Below are 12,778 nucleotides of genomic sequence, written 5' to 3' on the forward strand. Positions count from 1 at the left end.
TCAAGTTGCGATATTAAAGCTATGACAGAGACAGCGCCAGATTTGCTGCCGATCGGTCGTGGCACGCCCTCACACCATGCTTACAGAACGTTACATCCAGGTTAACAATTCTGCTGAACTGGCTTCCCTGGCGACTCAGGGCGGTTTTCCGCTATTGGAGGCGCGGATGTTTGAGCTACATCAGCTGGATGCCCACTGGGTTTTGCTGCGGGGCGAGGCGATTGCGGGCTATTGCTCGCTGTGGTGGCGATCGGTGCCAGAGTATCCGGGCGAACGGCTGGGCTTAATTGGGCATTACGCCGTAGCGGATGGGCTTGCCGCAGCAAGCTTGCTAGGACACGCCGCAGGGGAACTGGCGGCCCAGGGCTGCACCTTGGCGATCGCCCCCATCGACGGCAACACCTGGCGGCGCTATCGGCTGCTGAGCGATCGCGGCACGGAGCCGCCGTTTTTCCTAGAGCCAGACAATCCTGATGAATGGTGCGGGCAGTTTGAGGCGGCGGGCTTTGGGGCGATCGCACACTATTCCTCAGCGCTGGCGACGGACTTAACCCAGGTCGATCCGCGACTGACAGCCGTACAGCAGCGGTTGGACGCGGCAGGCGTGAAGATTCGTCCGCTGGCACTCGACCAGTTTGACGCAGAGCTAGAGCGAATTCATGCCCTATCGCTGGTGGCGTTTCAGCGCAACTTTCTCTACAGCCCGATTTCCCAAGCAGAATTTCTGACGCAGTATCGCCAAGTGCGTCCCTACGTGCAGCCAGAACTGGTGCTGCTGGCAGAGCAGGAGTCGCAACTGGTGGGTTTTTTGTTTGCCGTGCCCGATTTGCTCCAGGCGCAGCGCGGCAAAACGGTGGATACGGTGATTATCAAAACCGTAGCAGTGCTACCCGGTCGCCGTTATGCAGGATTGGGCAACGTGCTGGTGGCGCGAGTGCAGGCGATCGCCCATGATCTCGGCTATCGTCGTGCCATTCACGCCCTCATGCATGACGACAACAATTCTCGCAACCTGAGCAGCCGTTATGCCCATTCCATCCGGCGTTACACGCTCTATGCCCGCAAGCTCTAAAGTTGGCTTACGAATTCATTTACGTTCAATTCAAATATCACCTTCTCCCTCGAACAGCGTCTTAAGCGGCATCGCGTCCACATTCTGTTCTTCTTTTAGGTAGCGGGACAATACATCTGTCTGCCCATGAGTCACGTAAACAGTTTTTGCCTTAGTTTGACGCACTGTATTCACAAGTCCATTCCAATCAGCATGATCTGAAAGGACGAATCCACGTTCATAGCCGCGTCTGCGTCGTGCGCCGCGCACCGCCATCCAGCCAGACGCAAAGGCAGTCTGCGGATGCTGAAACCGCTTCATCCAGCTTGAGCGATGGCCCGACGGCGGCGACAGCACCAAGTCACCCTGAAACTTGTAGCTGCGGGGCATCTCGGAGGTGGGAATCGTTTGCACCATTGGAATTCCGAGGCTGCGATAAATCTCCGTCAGTGCGTGAATGGCACCGTGTACATAGACAGGGCGATCGCAGAAATTTCGCAGTTCACTCAGAATTCGCTGTGCTTTGCCAAAGGCATAGCAAAACAGAAGCGAGGGACGTTCCAAGTCGCTTTGCCACCAGTCGTAAACTTGCCTGCACACCTCTGCTCCGCTTTGCCAGTTGTAAATTGGCAACCCAAAGGTTGCTTCGGTAATAAAGCGATCGCACTCCACCACCTCAAACGGCGCACAGGTCGGGTCTGCATCACGCTTATAGTCGCCCGAAACGACCCACACTTCACCCTGATGCTCCACGCGGATCTGCGCTGAACCCAGCACATGCCCCGCCGCATGAAATGACACCCAAGTTTCCCCCAGTTTTAGCGGCTCACCGTAGGCCACGCCCTGAAGCTGAATGCTCTCGCCCAGCCGCTTTTTCAACACGCCTGCGGACACATCGGTTGCAATGTATCGGGCTGACCCCGATCGCGCATGATCGGAATGGGCGTGGGTAATCAGTGCTGTGTCTACTGGTCGCCACGGGTCGATAAAAAAGTCGCCCGCTTCGCAATAGAGTCCTTCAGGGCGAACGGTAATCAGCGTCATAAGCAGGGAGGCTCGGCAGGGATGAAAACAGAAACGAAAAAGAGGCGCACAACTGCACGCCTCTACACCGTAGCGAACGGGAAAAGTTTGTTGAACCCAGACTTGAGCCGAGATATGAAACCCTAGATGTGAATGCCGCACTCGGTTTTGCCCGTACCGCGCCAGCGACCAGCCCGCTCGTCTTCGCCTTCGCCGACGGGGGTGGTGATTGGCTCGTCGCCAATGCTGGGATACCCCTGATCGTGCAGCGGGTTGTAAATCATGCTGTGTTCCGCGACGTAGGCCCAGCTATCTTTGCGTGTCCACGACGCTAGGGGGTTGATCTTGAGGCGGCCCTGCTTATCCAGCTCAAACACGGGCATATCGGCGCGGGTGCTGGCCTGGTCGCGGCGGCGGCCGGTGATCCAGGCGACGGTGTTGAGTTCGCTCAGTCCGCGCTGGAGTGGCTCGATTTTGGTCAGGTCGTGAAACCTGAGGATGTCGCTATCCCACAGCGCCTTGCCGTACTTTGCGGCAAAGGCTTCGCGGGTGTCTACGTCCTGAATTTTGTAGACCTGGAGGTTGAGGGCGTACAAATCTTTGGCTTTGGCAACCAGTTCCAGCGTTTGAGGAAAGTGGTGAAGCGTGTCCAAAAACAGCACAGGAACGGGCTGAGCAGGCTTGATTTGCTTGTAGAGAATATCTGTTAGCACCAGGTCATCTACGTTAAAAGCGCTGGTTTGCACGAGGCCGGTGGGGATGTTTTCCACGCTCCAGGCGAGGATGTCTTTGGGATGAGCGGTGTCAAACTGCTGATTGAGCGCGTCTAGGTCGAACGGCTGCGTCTGCGCCGGAGCGTCTACGGATTGAGTCATAATGCGTGTTTAAGGGTTGAGGTTGCCAGTTGGGAAAATCTCAATGAGTATATTTTACGATAAAAGGCGCATAAGCCGATGGGGAAATGGGGATTGAGAAGAATCAGGGGTTTATGATGAAGCTCATTCTCTACAGCAAGCCCGGATGCCACTTGTGCGAGGGGCTTCAAGAAAAGCTGACGCAGGTGCAAAGCGTTTCTATCGATCTGGAAATTCGCGACATCACCACTCGCGACGACTGGTTTCAGGCCTATCAATATGAGATTCCGGTACTAATTTGGCAGCGCGATCGCCCCGATTCCCCGCCCGCCCTGATTCCGCTGCCCCGCCTCTCGCCCCGGGCCGGCGTGGCGCAACTGGAGGCGCTGCTGCAAAAGGCGCTGGCCGCAGCGTGACGGTCGCCTTATGCCGCAGTGAGAATCAGCAATAGCCCAACTGCCACCATCACACCACCGGCGATCGCATTCAGCCGAGTGCTGAGCCCCCCGCCCAGGAGGAACCGGGTTTGGTCTGCCAGCAGCGCGTAGATGACCTTTACACCCCCGACAGCGGCGATCGCCACCAGCATAATCACGCCTGCATCGACATAGGACACCTGAGACATATCCAGAAACGCAGGGAAAAAGCCGAGGTAAAACAGTGTTGCCTTTTGATCGGCCAGGGTAATCAGCAGCCCGGTTAGAAAACTGGAGACTCTTGATGAGTGAGAGATGGACTGCGCTTCCACAGGTTGCTCTCTGGCGCGAAATAGCCGAAGGCCCAGCCAGATTAGATAGGCTCCGCCCAGGTATTTGATCAGAAACACCAGGCTGCCCAAGGCGCTGGATAGAAATGAGAGTCCCCAAAGGGCGATCGCAATAAACAGGAGATCACCCACCACGATGCCCGCCGCCGTCAACACGCCATGCAGAAACCCAAGGCTGGCCGCCCGCGTGGAGACTGTGAGGACGCTGATGCTGGGAATGGCTGCCAGAACCACCATTGCTGAAAATAGGGCAACGATGTTGCTCAGGGTCAGATTGCTTTGTGTCCATGTTTGTGCCAATGTCGGAAACATCTCGGAAGCATCCAAGTGTTAATTAAGCGGCAATCAAGCATCAATTCTCGATTTTGGATTTCCGGTTTTGGATTGCCCGTCAAGCCTTCGCAGGGCTTCCAGCATGTTTATTCATTGTGCCAATTGGGAGAATTCGGGAAATGGAACGGGTGTATCCCACTTTTGTAGCCCTCACCCTAAATTCCTCTCCCACTTTGGGAGAGGGACTTCCAATCTGGCTCCCCTTCTCCCTTTTTGGGAGAAGGGGCTGGGGGATGAGGGCAAACTTGCAGCACTGGGATGCGCCCAATGAAGCAGGAAGGGCGATCGCCCCGCCTCCCCCCTCCCATCTCAAGCTGCATCGCCGGCCTTGATGACCCAGACGTTCTTGGTACACTGGAGTCAGTAATTGTGCCCACCCAGCCCCTCTAGCGCTCGCTCTACTGTGCAGATGCTCATGGCTCTGGCTTCCCTTTTCGTGCTTCGTGCTTCGTTCTTCTAGCGCTCGCTCTACTGTGCAGATGCTCATGGCTCTCCCTCTAATGACCGCTTCACTAGCAGACCCTCTGTTCACCAAGCTTCTATTTACCCAGCTTTTCTCTCTCTTCCTGGCGATCCCAATCGATGGGCTGTTGTCTACTCAGGGCGTGATGGTGATGCTGCTGGTTGCCTACGCCGGAGCCATGTGGATGTTTCTTTCCAGCGCCCCCAAGGTTTACACCATTATGGTGTCGGATCTAGAGCTAGCGCGGCGTTTCTATGAAGAGGTGCTGGATTTGCCCGCCGCCGATGTGCCGCTGCATTACTACTACAACTACGAGCAGACCATTGGCGGGGCTGGGTTAGACCCGCTCTATCTATCGGGCACCACAGGCTATTCCACCAGCCCTTCGCTCAGCAATCCCGACGGACTGTGGTATCAACTCCGCAAAAAGACCCAACTTCATGTGATTACGGGCGCAAGCCTGGGCGAAAAGAACCGCCAGCGCCATGTCTGCTTTGATCACGACTGTCTGGAGCAAATGCTGTTGCGAATTCAGAGTCGGGGCGCGCAGTACAAAATTCGCAGCGACAAGCCGCTGAACTTTTTGGTGAAAGACTGGGACGGTCGAATTTTTGAGATGTCCGAAGTGGCAAACTAGCAAGTCCGCCAACTGGGTATACACGCTATGACTCCTCCCGATCGCGCTGGAAACACATTAAACGCTGCGCGGCGTATTCGCCTATCAGAAACGCCCAAGTCCTTTCGCGATTTCGTAGGCGGCAAGGATCTGGATTTCTACCGATTTCGAGTGCTGCGAGCCAGCCAGTTTTCGCTGAATCTGTCGGAGCTAACGGCAAATGCAGATGTTGCTCTGCTGGATGACCAGGGCAAAACCCTGCTCCAGTCGGCTCGAAAGGGGAAGCGCCCAGAAGTGATCCGTGACACCCTGACGGCAGGCACCTACTTTATTCGCGTAGTGCCCAATCAGGCAAACCAGCGGACAAACTACAAGCTTACGCTGTCGGCTGCGCCGCTAAAGACCAGCGACTTCAAAATTGAAATCGACTATCGCTTTGACACGAGGGGTTGGTTTACCCCGCTGCGGCGAGCCGTGCTAGAGGCAGCGGCAGAGGTCTGGTCTACGATTATCCGGAGTGAGTTTCCTGATGTGCCCACGGGGAAACGCACGCCGAACGTCCGAAATCCGGCCACGGGGGGAACCGTGCGAACCTTTGTGACCGATCGCCCGATTGATGATTTGACCATCTTTGTCGGGGCGCGGCAACTGGGCGGCACAACCCTGGCGCTGTCGGGGCCGTCGGGCTACTTTGTGGGTGAGAGTCGGTACGAGGGCAGTGTGTTCCAGCCGTGGATTGGCTCGATGGCGTTTAACCTCACCACAGACTGGTATTTTGACCGCACGCTCGACAGCACCAGCGATGTTCCTAAAAATCAGCAGGATTTTTTCTCGACCGCGCTGCATGAAATTGCCCATGTCCTGGGGTTTGGCACCAGTCGCGCCTTCAGTCGGCTCATGACCAGCAGCGGCTTTGGTGGGTCGAATACGAGAGCGCAGAACGGCGGCAATGCCCTGCCGTTGGACAGTTCTGAGCACATTCGCAATGACTACACCTTTGGCGGCGTGGGAGAACCCTTGATGACCCCGTTTGCCCAGCGAGGCCAGCGTAAGCGGGCAACGGTTTTGGATATCGCGGTGCTGAATGATTTGGGCCATACGGTGTCCTATGGCAATGCCAGCGTGAACCCCCTCAGCACGCAGGCAGCCCAGTTTGCGAGACAGGCAACGCGGCGCAGAGGCGCACCCGTGAATAGGGCACTGGGTCAACGGTTGCTATCGTATGGGCGCTGTGGCTGTAGCGGCTGTTTGGTGGATGCGGGTGCGGCCAGGGGACTGGCATAGCGGCATGTTGTCTGCTGGAGCAAGTCTGGTAGATTGGTCTTTTCTTAGTCCTTTTAGGGCTGGGAGATGGCGATCGCCCTTCGAGCTTGTTCGGCTACACGTATGGATCATCGACCAGATCAGTCTGGAACTGGCCTCTTAAAATTCACCTCTTGTATGGCTGATAACACGCTGCCTGTCATGGCAGAGATTGCGGCCTATGCAGAACGAAAACTCGAACTGCCGACCGAGTTTATTGACCAAATTCCCTGGCAACAGCGGGAGGAGCGCTTTGACCGAGGCGAAATTCAGGTCTGCTGGATTTGCGGTCTGCCCTATGTGCAAAAGGTCGATCAGCCAAATCCGCAGATTGAACTGCTGGCCGCGCCTGTGATGCGGGGCGATCGCTACCAAAATCGTCCGATTTATTTTTCAGACGTAGTGGTGCGGCGCGATCGCCCATTTCAGCAGTTTACGGATCTGCGCGGCGCACGCTGGGCCTACAACGAACCGCGATCGCACTCTGGCTATATCCTGACGCGCTACCACCTAGCCATGCTAGAAGAGCGCAGCGGCTTTTTTGGCAGCGTGGTCGAGTCGGGCGCACACCAGAATTCGCTCCAGCAGATCTTGAGCGGTGACGTGGATGCGTCGGCGATCGACAGCACGGTGCTAGAACACGCGCTGCGCGAAGATTCATCTTTGCAGCGTCAGATTCGCGTGATTGACACGCTTGGCCCCAGCCCCAGTCCGCCTTGGCTGGTGTCTACTACGGTTCCTGCTGCGCTCCGTACCCGCCTCCGCAGTCTGCTGGTGCAAATGGCCGACGAGCCAGAAGGAGAAGAGGTTTTAGCACGGGGCGGCCTGGCTCGATTTGTGCTGGTGGGCGATCGCGACTATGACCCCATTCGCCACATGCAGCAGATCGCCGCCGCCGTCTCGCTGTCTGGTTCAGAGGCGTGACTGCTGCTAAGTCCCGGTGCGATGCCGCAGGTCGCCCATATACGTGCGATCGCCCAACACCTCCAGCATCGGCCCGTGGTCGCCAAACTTCACAATGCTGACCGACCCAGCGTAAGCATTGAGGCGATCGCGATAGCGCCCCAGGTCAATGCCCAGCAGTGTGCAGAGCAAAATCCGAATCGTCGCCTTGTGCGACACCAGCAGCACGGTGCCCGTTGGGTGTTTTTCCTCGATCTCGGCCACCACCAGTGAAGCGCGGCTGGCAATTTCCACTGCCGTTTCGCCGCCTGTTGGTGGGTTCCAGGCGGGTTCAGTCATCCAGCGGATGTAATCTTCGAGATAGTGTTCCTTAACGAATTCTGGCGACTGGTCTTCCCATTTGCCATAGCGAATTTCCTTTAGCCCGTCGCGTAGCTGCATCTCTAGCCCCACCGCCTGACACAGCGGCGTAGCCGTCGCAATCGTGCGCTTCATTGGGCTGACGTAAACCGCATCCCAGGGCACACTAGAATAGGCCGCCGCAAAGGCCGCTGCCATTTGATGTCCTTCGGTCGTTAGCTCGGCATCGATCTCGCCGCAGTATCGGCCGGTCTGGCTATAGGGCGTTTCCCCATGCCGCAGGAAGTAAAGCGTGAGTCCCATTACTGCTGCGTCTGCCGCTGCTGCGAAATTCGATATTCTGCCAAATTCCACTCCGCCCGCTGTTCTTCTTCTGTTTCGTGGTGGATCTGATAAATTTCGCTGTCCAGCCCAAGCGCACTCGACATTGTTTTGGAATGCACCACGCGGTCTGCAATCGAGAGCGCGTCATTCAGCACACCAAACAGCGCCATTTCCTGGTCAATTTTTTCCAGGTCTTGCAAAATTGCCTGTTCCTTCTCTCCAGTTGCCGCTTCTAGCTGGCTCAGGCACTGGCTGCGCTTCACCTTACAGCGAGAGTAGGAGTTTTTGAAATACTCATGCAGCTTGGTAACAACGGAAGCAACCGATTGATTTTCGTCCAGAAAGCTGAGTTTGTCGGTATTCATTAGGGCTTATCTTAAGGCGAAACGATTTTTCTAGATCCTAAGGCTTATCCTCAAATCGGCAAGGGAGTTACGGGGTTTCTTTAGATCCAGCCGTGCGATCGCCCTTCAAAGCAGCCGCAGACTAAACAGCCGCAGACTAAGCAGCCGCAAACTAAACAGCCGCAAACTAAACAGCCGCAAACCAAGCAGCCGCAAACCAAGCAGCCGCAAACTAGGACAACACCCCTCAACCCGGCGGCCAGGCCAAAGCGCGACCGCCCAGCAGATGGAGATGCAGGTGATCGACCGTTTGCCCGCCATCGGTTTTGGTGTTGATCACGACACGATAGCCGTTCTCTAGTCCCACCTGCTCTGCGACCCGCTTCACTGTCATCAGCAAATGCCCCAGAATGCGATGATCTTCGGGAATTGCGTCGGCCAGGCAGGGAATTGGCTTTTTGGGCACAACGAGAATGTGGACAGGAGCCTGGGGGTTGATGTCTTTGAAGGCGATCGCCAAGTCATCCTCGTACACAATGTCCGCAGGAATTTCGCGGCGAATAATTTTGAGAAACAGAGTATCTGCTGGCTCGGTCATGGGATCACGCTTGAGATATTGAAAGATAGGTGAAATATAGGTCTGAATAGAATTCTCTAGCGACTGCGCTCAGCGTTTCACATTCAGCGGACTGGTGAAATTCTACGAGTTTCCTAGCAACTTGGCGCAACAGATTTGCCCAACAAGCCCAAACGCTCCGCGCCAACGCGACCAGCCCGGTAACCCAGAGAGCCAAAAAAAGATGGCGATCGAGCAAAACCTCACCTCGCCATCTCTGAAAAAATTGAGAAAAAATTTAGAACAAGCTCCGACTAGATGCCTGCGACAGAGCCTTATAACAGATCTAGCGGAACATGCTGCTCACTGAGCTGTCTTCGTGGATGCGCCAAATTGTTTCGCCAATGATGTTTGCCACCGACAGCACCGTGAGTTGTTCAAAGCGGTGATCTTCGGGCACAGGGATGCTGTTCGTAACGATCACCTCTTCAAACAACCCACTGGAGAGGCGCTCAGTGGCAGGCGGCGAGAAGACGGCGTGGGTCGCGCAGGCGTAGACCTGGCGTGCGCCCTGTTCCCGCAAAATCTTCGCCCCTTCGCAAATCGTGCCAGCGGTGTCGATCATATCGTCCACCAGCACAGCCGTTTTGCCGGCCACGTCGCCAATCACGTTCATCACTTCGGCCACGTTGTGGGCCTGGCGGCGCTTGTCGATGATGGCCAGCGGTGCGTCATCTAGCTTTTTGGCGAAGGCGCGGGCGCGGGCCACACCGCCTACGTCGGGCGACACTACCACAATGTCCGACAGTTGCTTGTTGGCGATGTACTCAATCAACACAGGCGAACCGTAGACATGATCAAACGGAATGTCGAAATAGCCTTGAATCTGGGCCGAGTGCAAATCCATCGCCAACACCCTATCCGCGCCTGCCTGAGTAATCAGGTTGGCCACGAGCTTGGCTGTAATCGATTCGCGGCCGGCAGTTTTCCGATCTGCGCGAGCGTAGCCGTAGTAGGGAATCACCGCCGTAATCTGGCGGGCGGACGCCCGATGGCAGGCGTCAATCATAATCAACAGTTCCATCAGGTGGTCGTTCACTGGGCAGCAGGTGGGCTGCATTAGGTAAACGTCGCACCCGCGAATGGACTCTTGAATTTGGACGTATAGCTCACCATCTGCGAACCGCTTACGAACCATCGGCCCCAAGTCCATGCCAAGATAGCGGGCCACCTCTTGGGAGAGGGGGACATTGGCAGAACCCGAAAACAGCCTGAGGCGGCTGTTGTCGGCAATTTGAGGCAGAGGAGGCTGAAGAGACAAAGCTGCCGAGCGGATCACAACAGTTCCTCGGGAAATAGTCACCGCAATCTTATCATTCCAATTTGACAACAGCCGCTCAGATTTCCAGGGAAATTAATAAATACTGGAAAATGTAAAACTGCCAAATATAGCCTTAAAGAAAGAAACGGTCAGAGTGAAAAAGTAGAGAAAACACTGAAACTCGGAGACGTCCGGATGTCTCCGAAACGACAGGTTTCCGAAACGACCCGTACACTCTAAGCTAATCGAAACAAAACCCAGTGAGGCTTTAACCGGGCAAAAACTATGAAAAGCAAATACGCGAAGCAAAAAGTGAGAAAACTGAGGCAATGCACCTAAAGATGGCGATCGCCCTCAGTCTCTCATGATAGCAATTGAATCCGGGCAGTGTGTAAACTCTCGTCAGCGTAAACGCTTGTCAACTACTTCAAGCTACGGAGAGATTACAGGTCGCCGCCGCGAAAAGCCAGCAGAAAAATCACCACTGGCCCGGCAATCATGATCATACCTACCAGAGTCAACTGAACAATGGCTTCCCAGTTAACATTGCCAACCAGATTGCTAATCAAATCCATTGCGCCCTCACGTGCCGCGAAATTTAGGTTAGGTTTAGTTAAGTCAAATGTCTTCGCCCATTTTACCTGTGTGGGGAACCCGATTCTCAGAAAGTTAACAAAAATCCGGTAGTTGTCTGGGATAGTTGGGCAGTGGGGAGTTCTAGCGCGTCATGAAGAGATGGAGCCGGTTCGGCTAAACGCTTTTCCCTTCAGGATTTCCAGAAATTGCCCCGCCCGAATTGGTTTGGCAGAGCCGTGTGGCGATCGCCCCGCGAAGCTGCATCAGAATAATTAAAAAACGTTACAAAACTTTCCCCTGAGTTTTTGGTCTGGGTTTTCCGTCGATGGGGCTGTCTGCGCTGATAGAGCCACGCGGCGCATATCTAGGTATTTCTGGGCACTTTGGAAGGGGCGATCGCACTTGGGAGTTGAAAGGCTATGGCAACCTGGCGTTGCGTGAAACAGTGTGGGGCTTGCTGCCACCTTGACCCAGCAGAGCGTCCTGATCTGGAAGAATATCTGTCGCCGCCAGAACTGGCGGAATACCTGAGCTTGATTGGCCCCGACGGCTGGTGCATTCACTTCGAGCCAGACTCGCGGGAATGCACCATTTACGAGAAGCGCCCCCGCTTTTGCCGAGTAGAGCCAGCCGTGTTCCAGGATTTGTTTGGCATTGAGCCAGAGGAGCTAAATGATTTTGCAATCGACTGTTGCCGCCAGCAGATTGAGGGCGTGTATGGCGATCGCAGTCTAGAGATGCTGCGCTTTGACCGAGAAGTGGGCATATAAGAACTATGAGGCTAGGCATTAAACGGTTTGGGATTCGGCGGCTGGGGGCAACCCTGGCAAACCGACTGGAGACGCGCTGGGTCGCGCCGTCCTATGGTGGCTGGGTCGCCCTTGGGCTGGCTCTATTTTTCTTTGGCGCAGCGACGAATACGATGGCGGGCTGGCTCTATGCTACCAGCGGGCTGATGGGGGCGCTGCTGGTGCTGGGGGCGCTGCTGCCGGGGCGATCGCTGCGGGCGCTGGCGGTTCGCCGAATGCCGATTGAACCCGTCAATGTAGGCGATGCTTTGAACTTAGAACTGGCCGTTGAAAACACTGGACGACAGGCAAAAACGCTGTTGCAGGTGTGCGATCGCCCGCCGCCAGAACTGGGCCCAGCAGAAACGACCGTCATCGAGTCGCTAGCGCCCGGCCAGACCTATCGCTGGGTCTACAGCCGCACCGCAGACCGACGGGGCGTGTATCGCTGGGATGGGGTGGATTTACGGACTGCCACACCGCTGGGCTTGTTTTGGGGACGGCGATCGCACTTAGTCAATGCCTCGGCCGTGGTCTACCCGACCGTGCTGCCCCTCAGCCAGTGCCCCCTGATCGACGAAATGGGGCAAGACCTCAGCCACACCACCGAAAGCCAGCGCCGCGCCCAGATGGCGACCGAAGGCGTGACGCGGACATTGCGTCCCTACCGCTGGGGCGACCCGACTCGGCTGATTCACTGGCGCACCAGCGCCCGCTACGGCGAATTGCGGCTACGAGAACTGGAGCGCTTCACAGGTGGACAGGAAGTTGTAATTGTGCTGGACAGCGCCGCCCTCTGGCAGCCCGATGCTTTTGAACAGGCCGTGATCGCGGCCGCCTCGCTCTATGCCTATGCGCTGCGCCAGAGCATGACCGTCAGCCTGTGGACTGCCGGAACGGGGAGTCTGCGGGGCGATCGCCTCGTGCTAGAAGCCCTTGCCGCCGTGCAGCCCGGTGAACCCTCCCCCAATCACCCGCCTACGCAATCTCCCTGCCTCTGGCTCACCCCGTCCTTCCAGCACTGCAACAGCCTGCCGCCCCAAAGCCGCTGGCTCCTCTGGCAAGATGCAGTCTCCAGCGGAAGTCGCCCAGGCGAATCAACCACCGGCCGAATCATCCAGCCAGACAAACCGCTACTTGTCCAGCTTCAGCAATAGACCGTCAGCACCTCGTGTAACCCAAAATCGCCAATCCAAAA

Annotated in this window: 15 protein-coding genes; 7 read left to right on the plus strand and 8 right to left on the minus strand. The window is 56.2% G+C overall.

What is annotated here, in order from left to right:
* The first annotated feature begins 76 nt into the window (after positions 1 to 76).
* Complete coding sequence (locus JTM80_RS06695; protein WP_172353308.1) at positions 77 to 1,072, plus strand: GNAT family N-acetyltransferase; 996 nt, start codon at positions 77 to 79, stop codon at positions 1,070 to 1,072.
* A 30-nt stretch (positions 1,073 to 1,102) separates the two neighbouring features.
* Here JTM80_RS06695 and JTM80_RS06700 read toward each other — a convergent pair whose 3' ends face one another.
* Together JTM80_RS06700 and cysH are read right to left on the minus strand one after the other, a co-directional pair.
* Entirely contained in the window at positions 1,103 to 2,095 is a 993-nt protein-coding gene (locus JTM80_RS06700) for a ligase-associated DNA damage response exonuclease (RefSeq protein WP_172353307.1), read from the minus strand.
* Between the two features lie 122 nt (positions 2,096 to 2,217).
* A complete protein-coding gene (cysH, locus tag JTM80_RS06705) occupies positions 2,218 to 2,949 on the minus strand; it encodes a phosphoadenosine phosphosulfate reductase (RefSeq protein ID WP_172353306.1) in 732 nt (243 codons plus the stop codon).
* A 116-nt stretch (positions 2,950 to 3,065) separates the two neighbouring features.
* On the opposite strand from cysH, the gene JTM80_RS06710 reads away from it, so the two are divergent.
* The gene (locus JTM80_RS06710; RefSeq protein WP_172358700.1) at positions 3,066 to 3,344 is read left to right on the plus strand and encodes a glutaredoxin family protein; all 279 of its coding nucleotides are present in this window, start codon (positions 3,066 to 3,068) and stop codon (positions 3,342 to 3,344) included.
* Between the two features lie 8 nt (positions 3,345 to 3,352).
* Here JTM80_RS06710 and JTM80_RS06715 read toward each other — a convergent pair whose 3' ends face one another.
* Positions 3,353 to 4,006 carry a LysE family translocator gene (locus JTM80_RS06715; protein ID WP_205370821.1) on the minus strand — a complete coding sequence of 218 codons (654 nt, stop codon included), beginning with the start codon at positions 4,004 to 4,006 and terminating at the stop codon, positions 3,353 to 3,355.
* Positions 4,007 to 4,527: 521 nt separating this feature from the next.
* Between JTM80_RS06715 and JTM80_RS06720 the strand changes: the two genes are divergently transcribed.
* From JTM80_RS06720 to JTM80_RS06730, 3 genes are all read left to right on the plus strand, one after another.
* Positions 4,528 to 5,127: a glyoxalase-like domain protein gene (locus JTM80_RS06720; protein ID WP_084782239.1), complete on the plus strand. Its 600-nt coding sequence runs from the start codon at positions 4,528 to 4,530 to the stop codon at positions 5,125 to 5,127.
* Positions 5,128 to 5,154: 27 nt separating this feature from the next.
* The gene (locus JTM80_RS06725) at positions 5,155 to 6,390 is read left to right on the plus strand and encodes a pre-peptidase C-terminal domain-containing protein (RefSeq protein ID WP_172353305.1); all 1,236 of its coding nucleotides are present in this window, start codon (positions 5,155 to 5,157) and stop codon (positions 6,388 to 6,390) included.
* 156 nt (positions 6,391 to 6,546) lie between these two features.
* Positions 6,547 to 7,332 (plus strand): phosphate/phosphite/phosphonate ABC transporter substrate-binding protein, encoded by a 786-nt coding sequence (locus tag JTM80_RS06730; protein WP_205370822.1) that lies wholly within the window; start codon positions 6,547 to 6,549, stop codon positions 7,330 to 7,332.
* A gap of 6 nt (positions 7,333 to 7,338) precedes the next feature.
* Here the strand turns inward: JTM80_RS06730 and JTM80_RS06735 are convergent, their stop codons facing one another.
* The 5 genes from JTM80_RS06735 to psb30 form a co-directional block, all read right to left on the minus strand.
* A complete protein-coding gene (locus JTM80_RS06735; protein WP_172353303.1) occupies positions 7,339 to 7,974 on the minus strand; it encodes a histidine phosphatase family protein in 636 nt (211 codons plus the stop codon).
* On the minus strand, positions 7,974 to 8,360 hold the full coding sequence (locus tag JTM80_RS06740; RefSeq protein WP_172353302.1) for a hypothetical protein: 387 nt from the start codon (positions 8,358 to 8,360) through the stop codon (positions 7,974 to 7,976). The genes JTM80_RS06735 and JTM80_RS06740 overlap by 1 nt, the downstream gene beginning before the upstream one ends.
* A gap of 226 nt (positions 8,361 to 8,586) precedes the next feature.
* Complete coding sequence (locus JTM80_RS06745; protein WP_172353301.1) at positions 8,587 to 8,937, minus strand: histidine triad nucleotide-binding protein; 351 nt, start codon at positions 8,935 to 8,937, stop codon at positions 8,587 to 8,589.
* Positions 8,938 to 9,241: 304 nt separating this feature from the next.
* Complete coding sequence (locus JTM80_RS06750) at positions 9,242 to 10,234, minus strand: ribose-phosphate pyrophosphokinase (RefSeq protein ID WP_276568597.1); 993 nt, start codon at positions 10,232 to 10,234, stop codon at positions 9,242 to 9,244.
* A 425-nt stretch (positions 10,235 to 10,659) separates the two neighbouring features.
* Complete coding sequence (psb30, locus tag JTM80_RS06755; protein ID WP_068508718.1) at positions 10,660 to 10,791, minus strand: photosystem II reaction center protein Ycf12/Psb30; 132 nt, start codon at positions 10,789 to 10,791, stop codon at positions 10,660 to 10,662.
* Between the two features lie 420 nt (positions 10,792 to 11,211).
* On the opposite strand from psb30, the gene JTM80_RS06760 reads away from it, so the two are divergent.
* Together JTM80_RS06760 and JTM80_RS06765 are read left to right on the plus strand one after the other, a co-directional pair.
* Positions 11,212 to 11,562: a YkgJ family cysteine cluster protein gene (locus JTM80_RS06760; RefSeq protein WP_172353300.1), complete on the plus strand. Its 351-nt coding sequence runs from the start codon at positions 11,212 to 11,214 to the stop codon at positions 11,560 to 11,562.
* Positions 11,563 to 11,567: 5 nt separating this feature from the next.
* Positions 11,568 to 12,737 carry a DUF58 domain-containing protein gene (locus JTM80_RS06765; protein WP_172353299.1) on the plus strand — a complete coding sequence of 390 codons (1,170 nt, stop codon included), beginning with the start codon at positions 11,568 to 11,570 and terminating at the stop codon, positions 12,735 to 12,737.
* The last annotated feature ends 41 nt before the right edge of the window (positions 12,738 to 12,778 follow it).

The organism is Thermoleptolyngbya sp. PKUAC-SCTB121 (assembly GCF_016919485.1).
GTDB lineage: Bacteria > Cyanobacteriota > Cyanobacteriia > Elainellales > Elainellaceae > Thermoleptolyngbya > Thermoleptolyngbya sichuanensis.

What these genes read in the sequence shown, in the direction of transcription:
- JTM80_RS06740 (WP_172353302.1), bottom strand. Translation starts at nt 8,360, where the DNA reads ATGAATACCGACAAACTCAGCTTTCTGGACGAAAATCAATCGGTTGCT.
- JTM80_RS06745 (WP_172353301.1), bottom strand. Translation starts at nt 8,937, where the DNA reads ATGACCGAGCCAGCAGATACTCTGTTTCTCAAAATTATTCGCCGCGAA.
- JTM80_RS06720 (WP_084782239.1), top strand. Translation starts at nt 4,528, where the DNA reads ATGACCGCTTCACTAGCAGACCCTCTGTTCACCAAGCTTCTATTTACC.
- JTM80_RS06735 (WP_172353303.1), bottom strand. Translation starts at nt 7,974, where the DNA reads ATGGGACTCACGCTTTACTTCCTGCGGCATGGGGAAACGCCCTATAGC.
- JTM80_RS06700 (WP_172353307.1), bottom strand. Translation starts at nt 2,095, where the DNA reads ATGACGCTGATTACCGTTCGCCCTGAAGGACTCTATTGCGAAGCGGGC.
- JTM80_RS06725 (WP_172353305.1), top strand. Translation starts at nt 5,155, where the DNA reads ATGACTCCTCCCGATCGCGCTGGAAACACATTAAACGCTGCGCGGCGT.
- psb30 (WP_068508718.1), bottom strand. Translation starts at nt 10,791, where the DNA reads ATGGATTTGATTAGCAATCTGGTTGGCAATGTTAACTGGGAAGCCATT.
- JTM80_RS06730 (WP_205370822.1), top strand. Translation starts at nt 6,547, where the DNA reads ATGGCTGATAACACGCTGCCTGTCATGGCAGAGATTGCGGCCTATGCA.
- JTM80_RS06715 (WP_205370821.1), bottom strand. Translation starts at nt 4,006, where the DNA reads ATGTTTCCGACATTGGCACAAACATGGACACAAAGCAATCTGACCCTG.
- cysH (WP_172353306.1), bottom strand. Translation starts at nt 2,949, where the DNA reads ATGACTCAATCCGTAGACGCTCCGGCGCAGACGCAGCCGTTCGACCTA.
- JTM80_RS06695 (WP_172353308.1), top strand. Translation starts at nt 77, where the DNA reads ATGCTTACAGAACGTTACATCCAGGTTAACAATTCTGCTGAACTGGCT.
- JTM80_RS06760 (WP_172353300.1), top strand. Translation starts at nt 11,212, where the DNA reads ATGGCAACCTGGCGTTGCGTGAAACAGTGTGGGGCTTGCTGCCACCTT.
- JTM80_RS06710 (WP_172358700.1), top strand. Translation starts at nt 3,066, where the DNA reads ATGAAGCTCATTCTCTACAGCAAGCCCGGATGCCACTTGTGCGAGGGG.
- JTM80_RS06765 (WP_172353299.1), top strand. Translation starts at nt 11,568, where the DNA reads ATGAGGCTAGGCATTAAACGGTTTGGGATTCGGCGGCTGGGGGCAACC.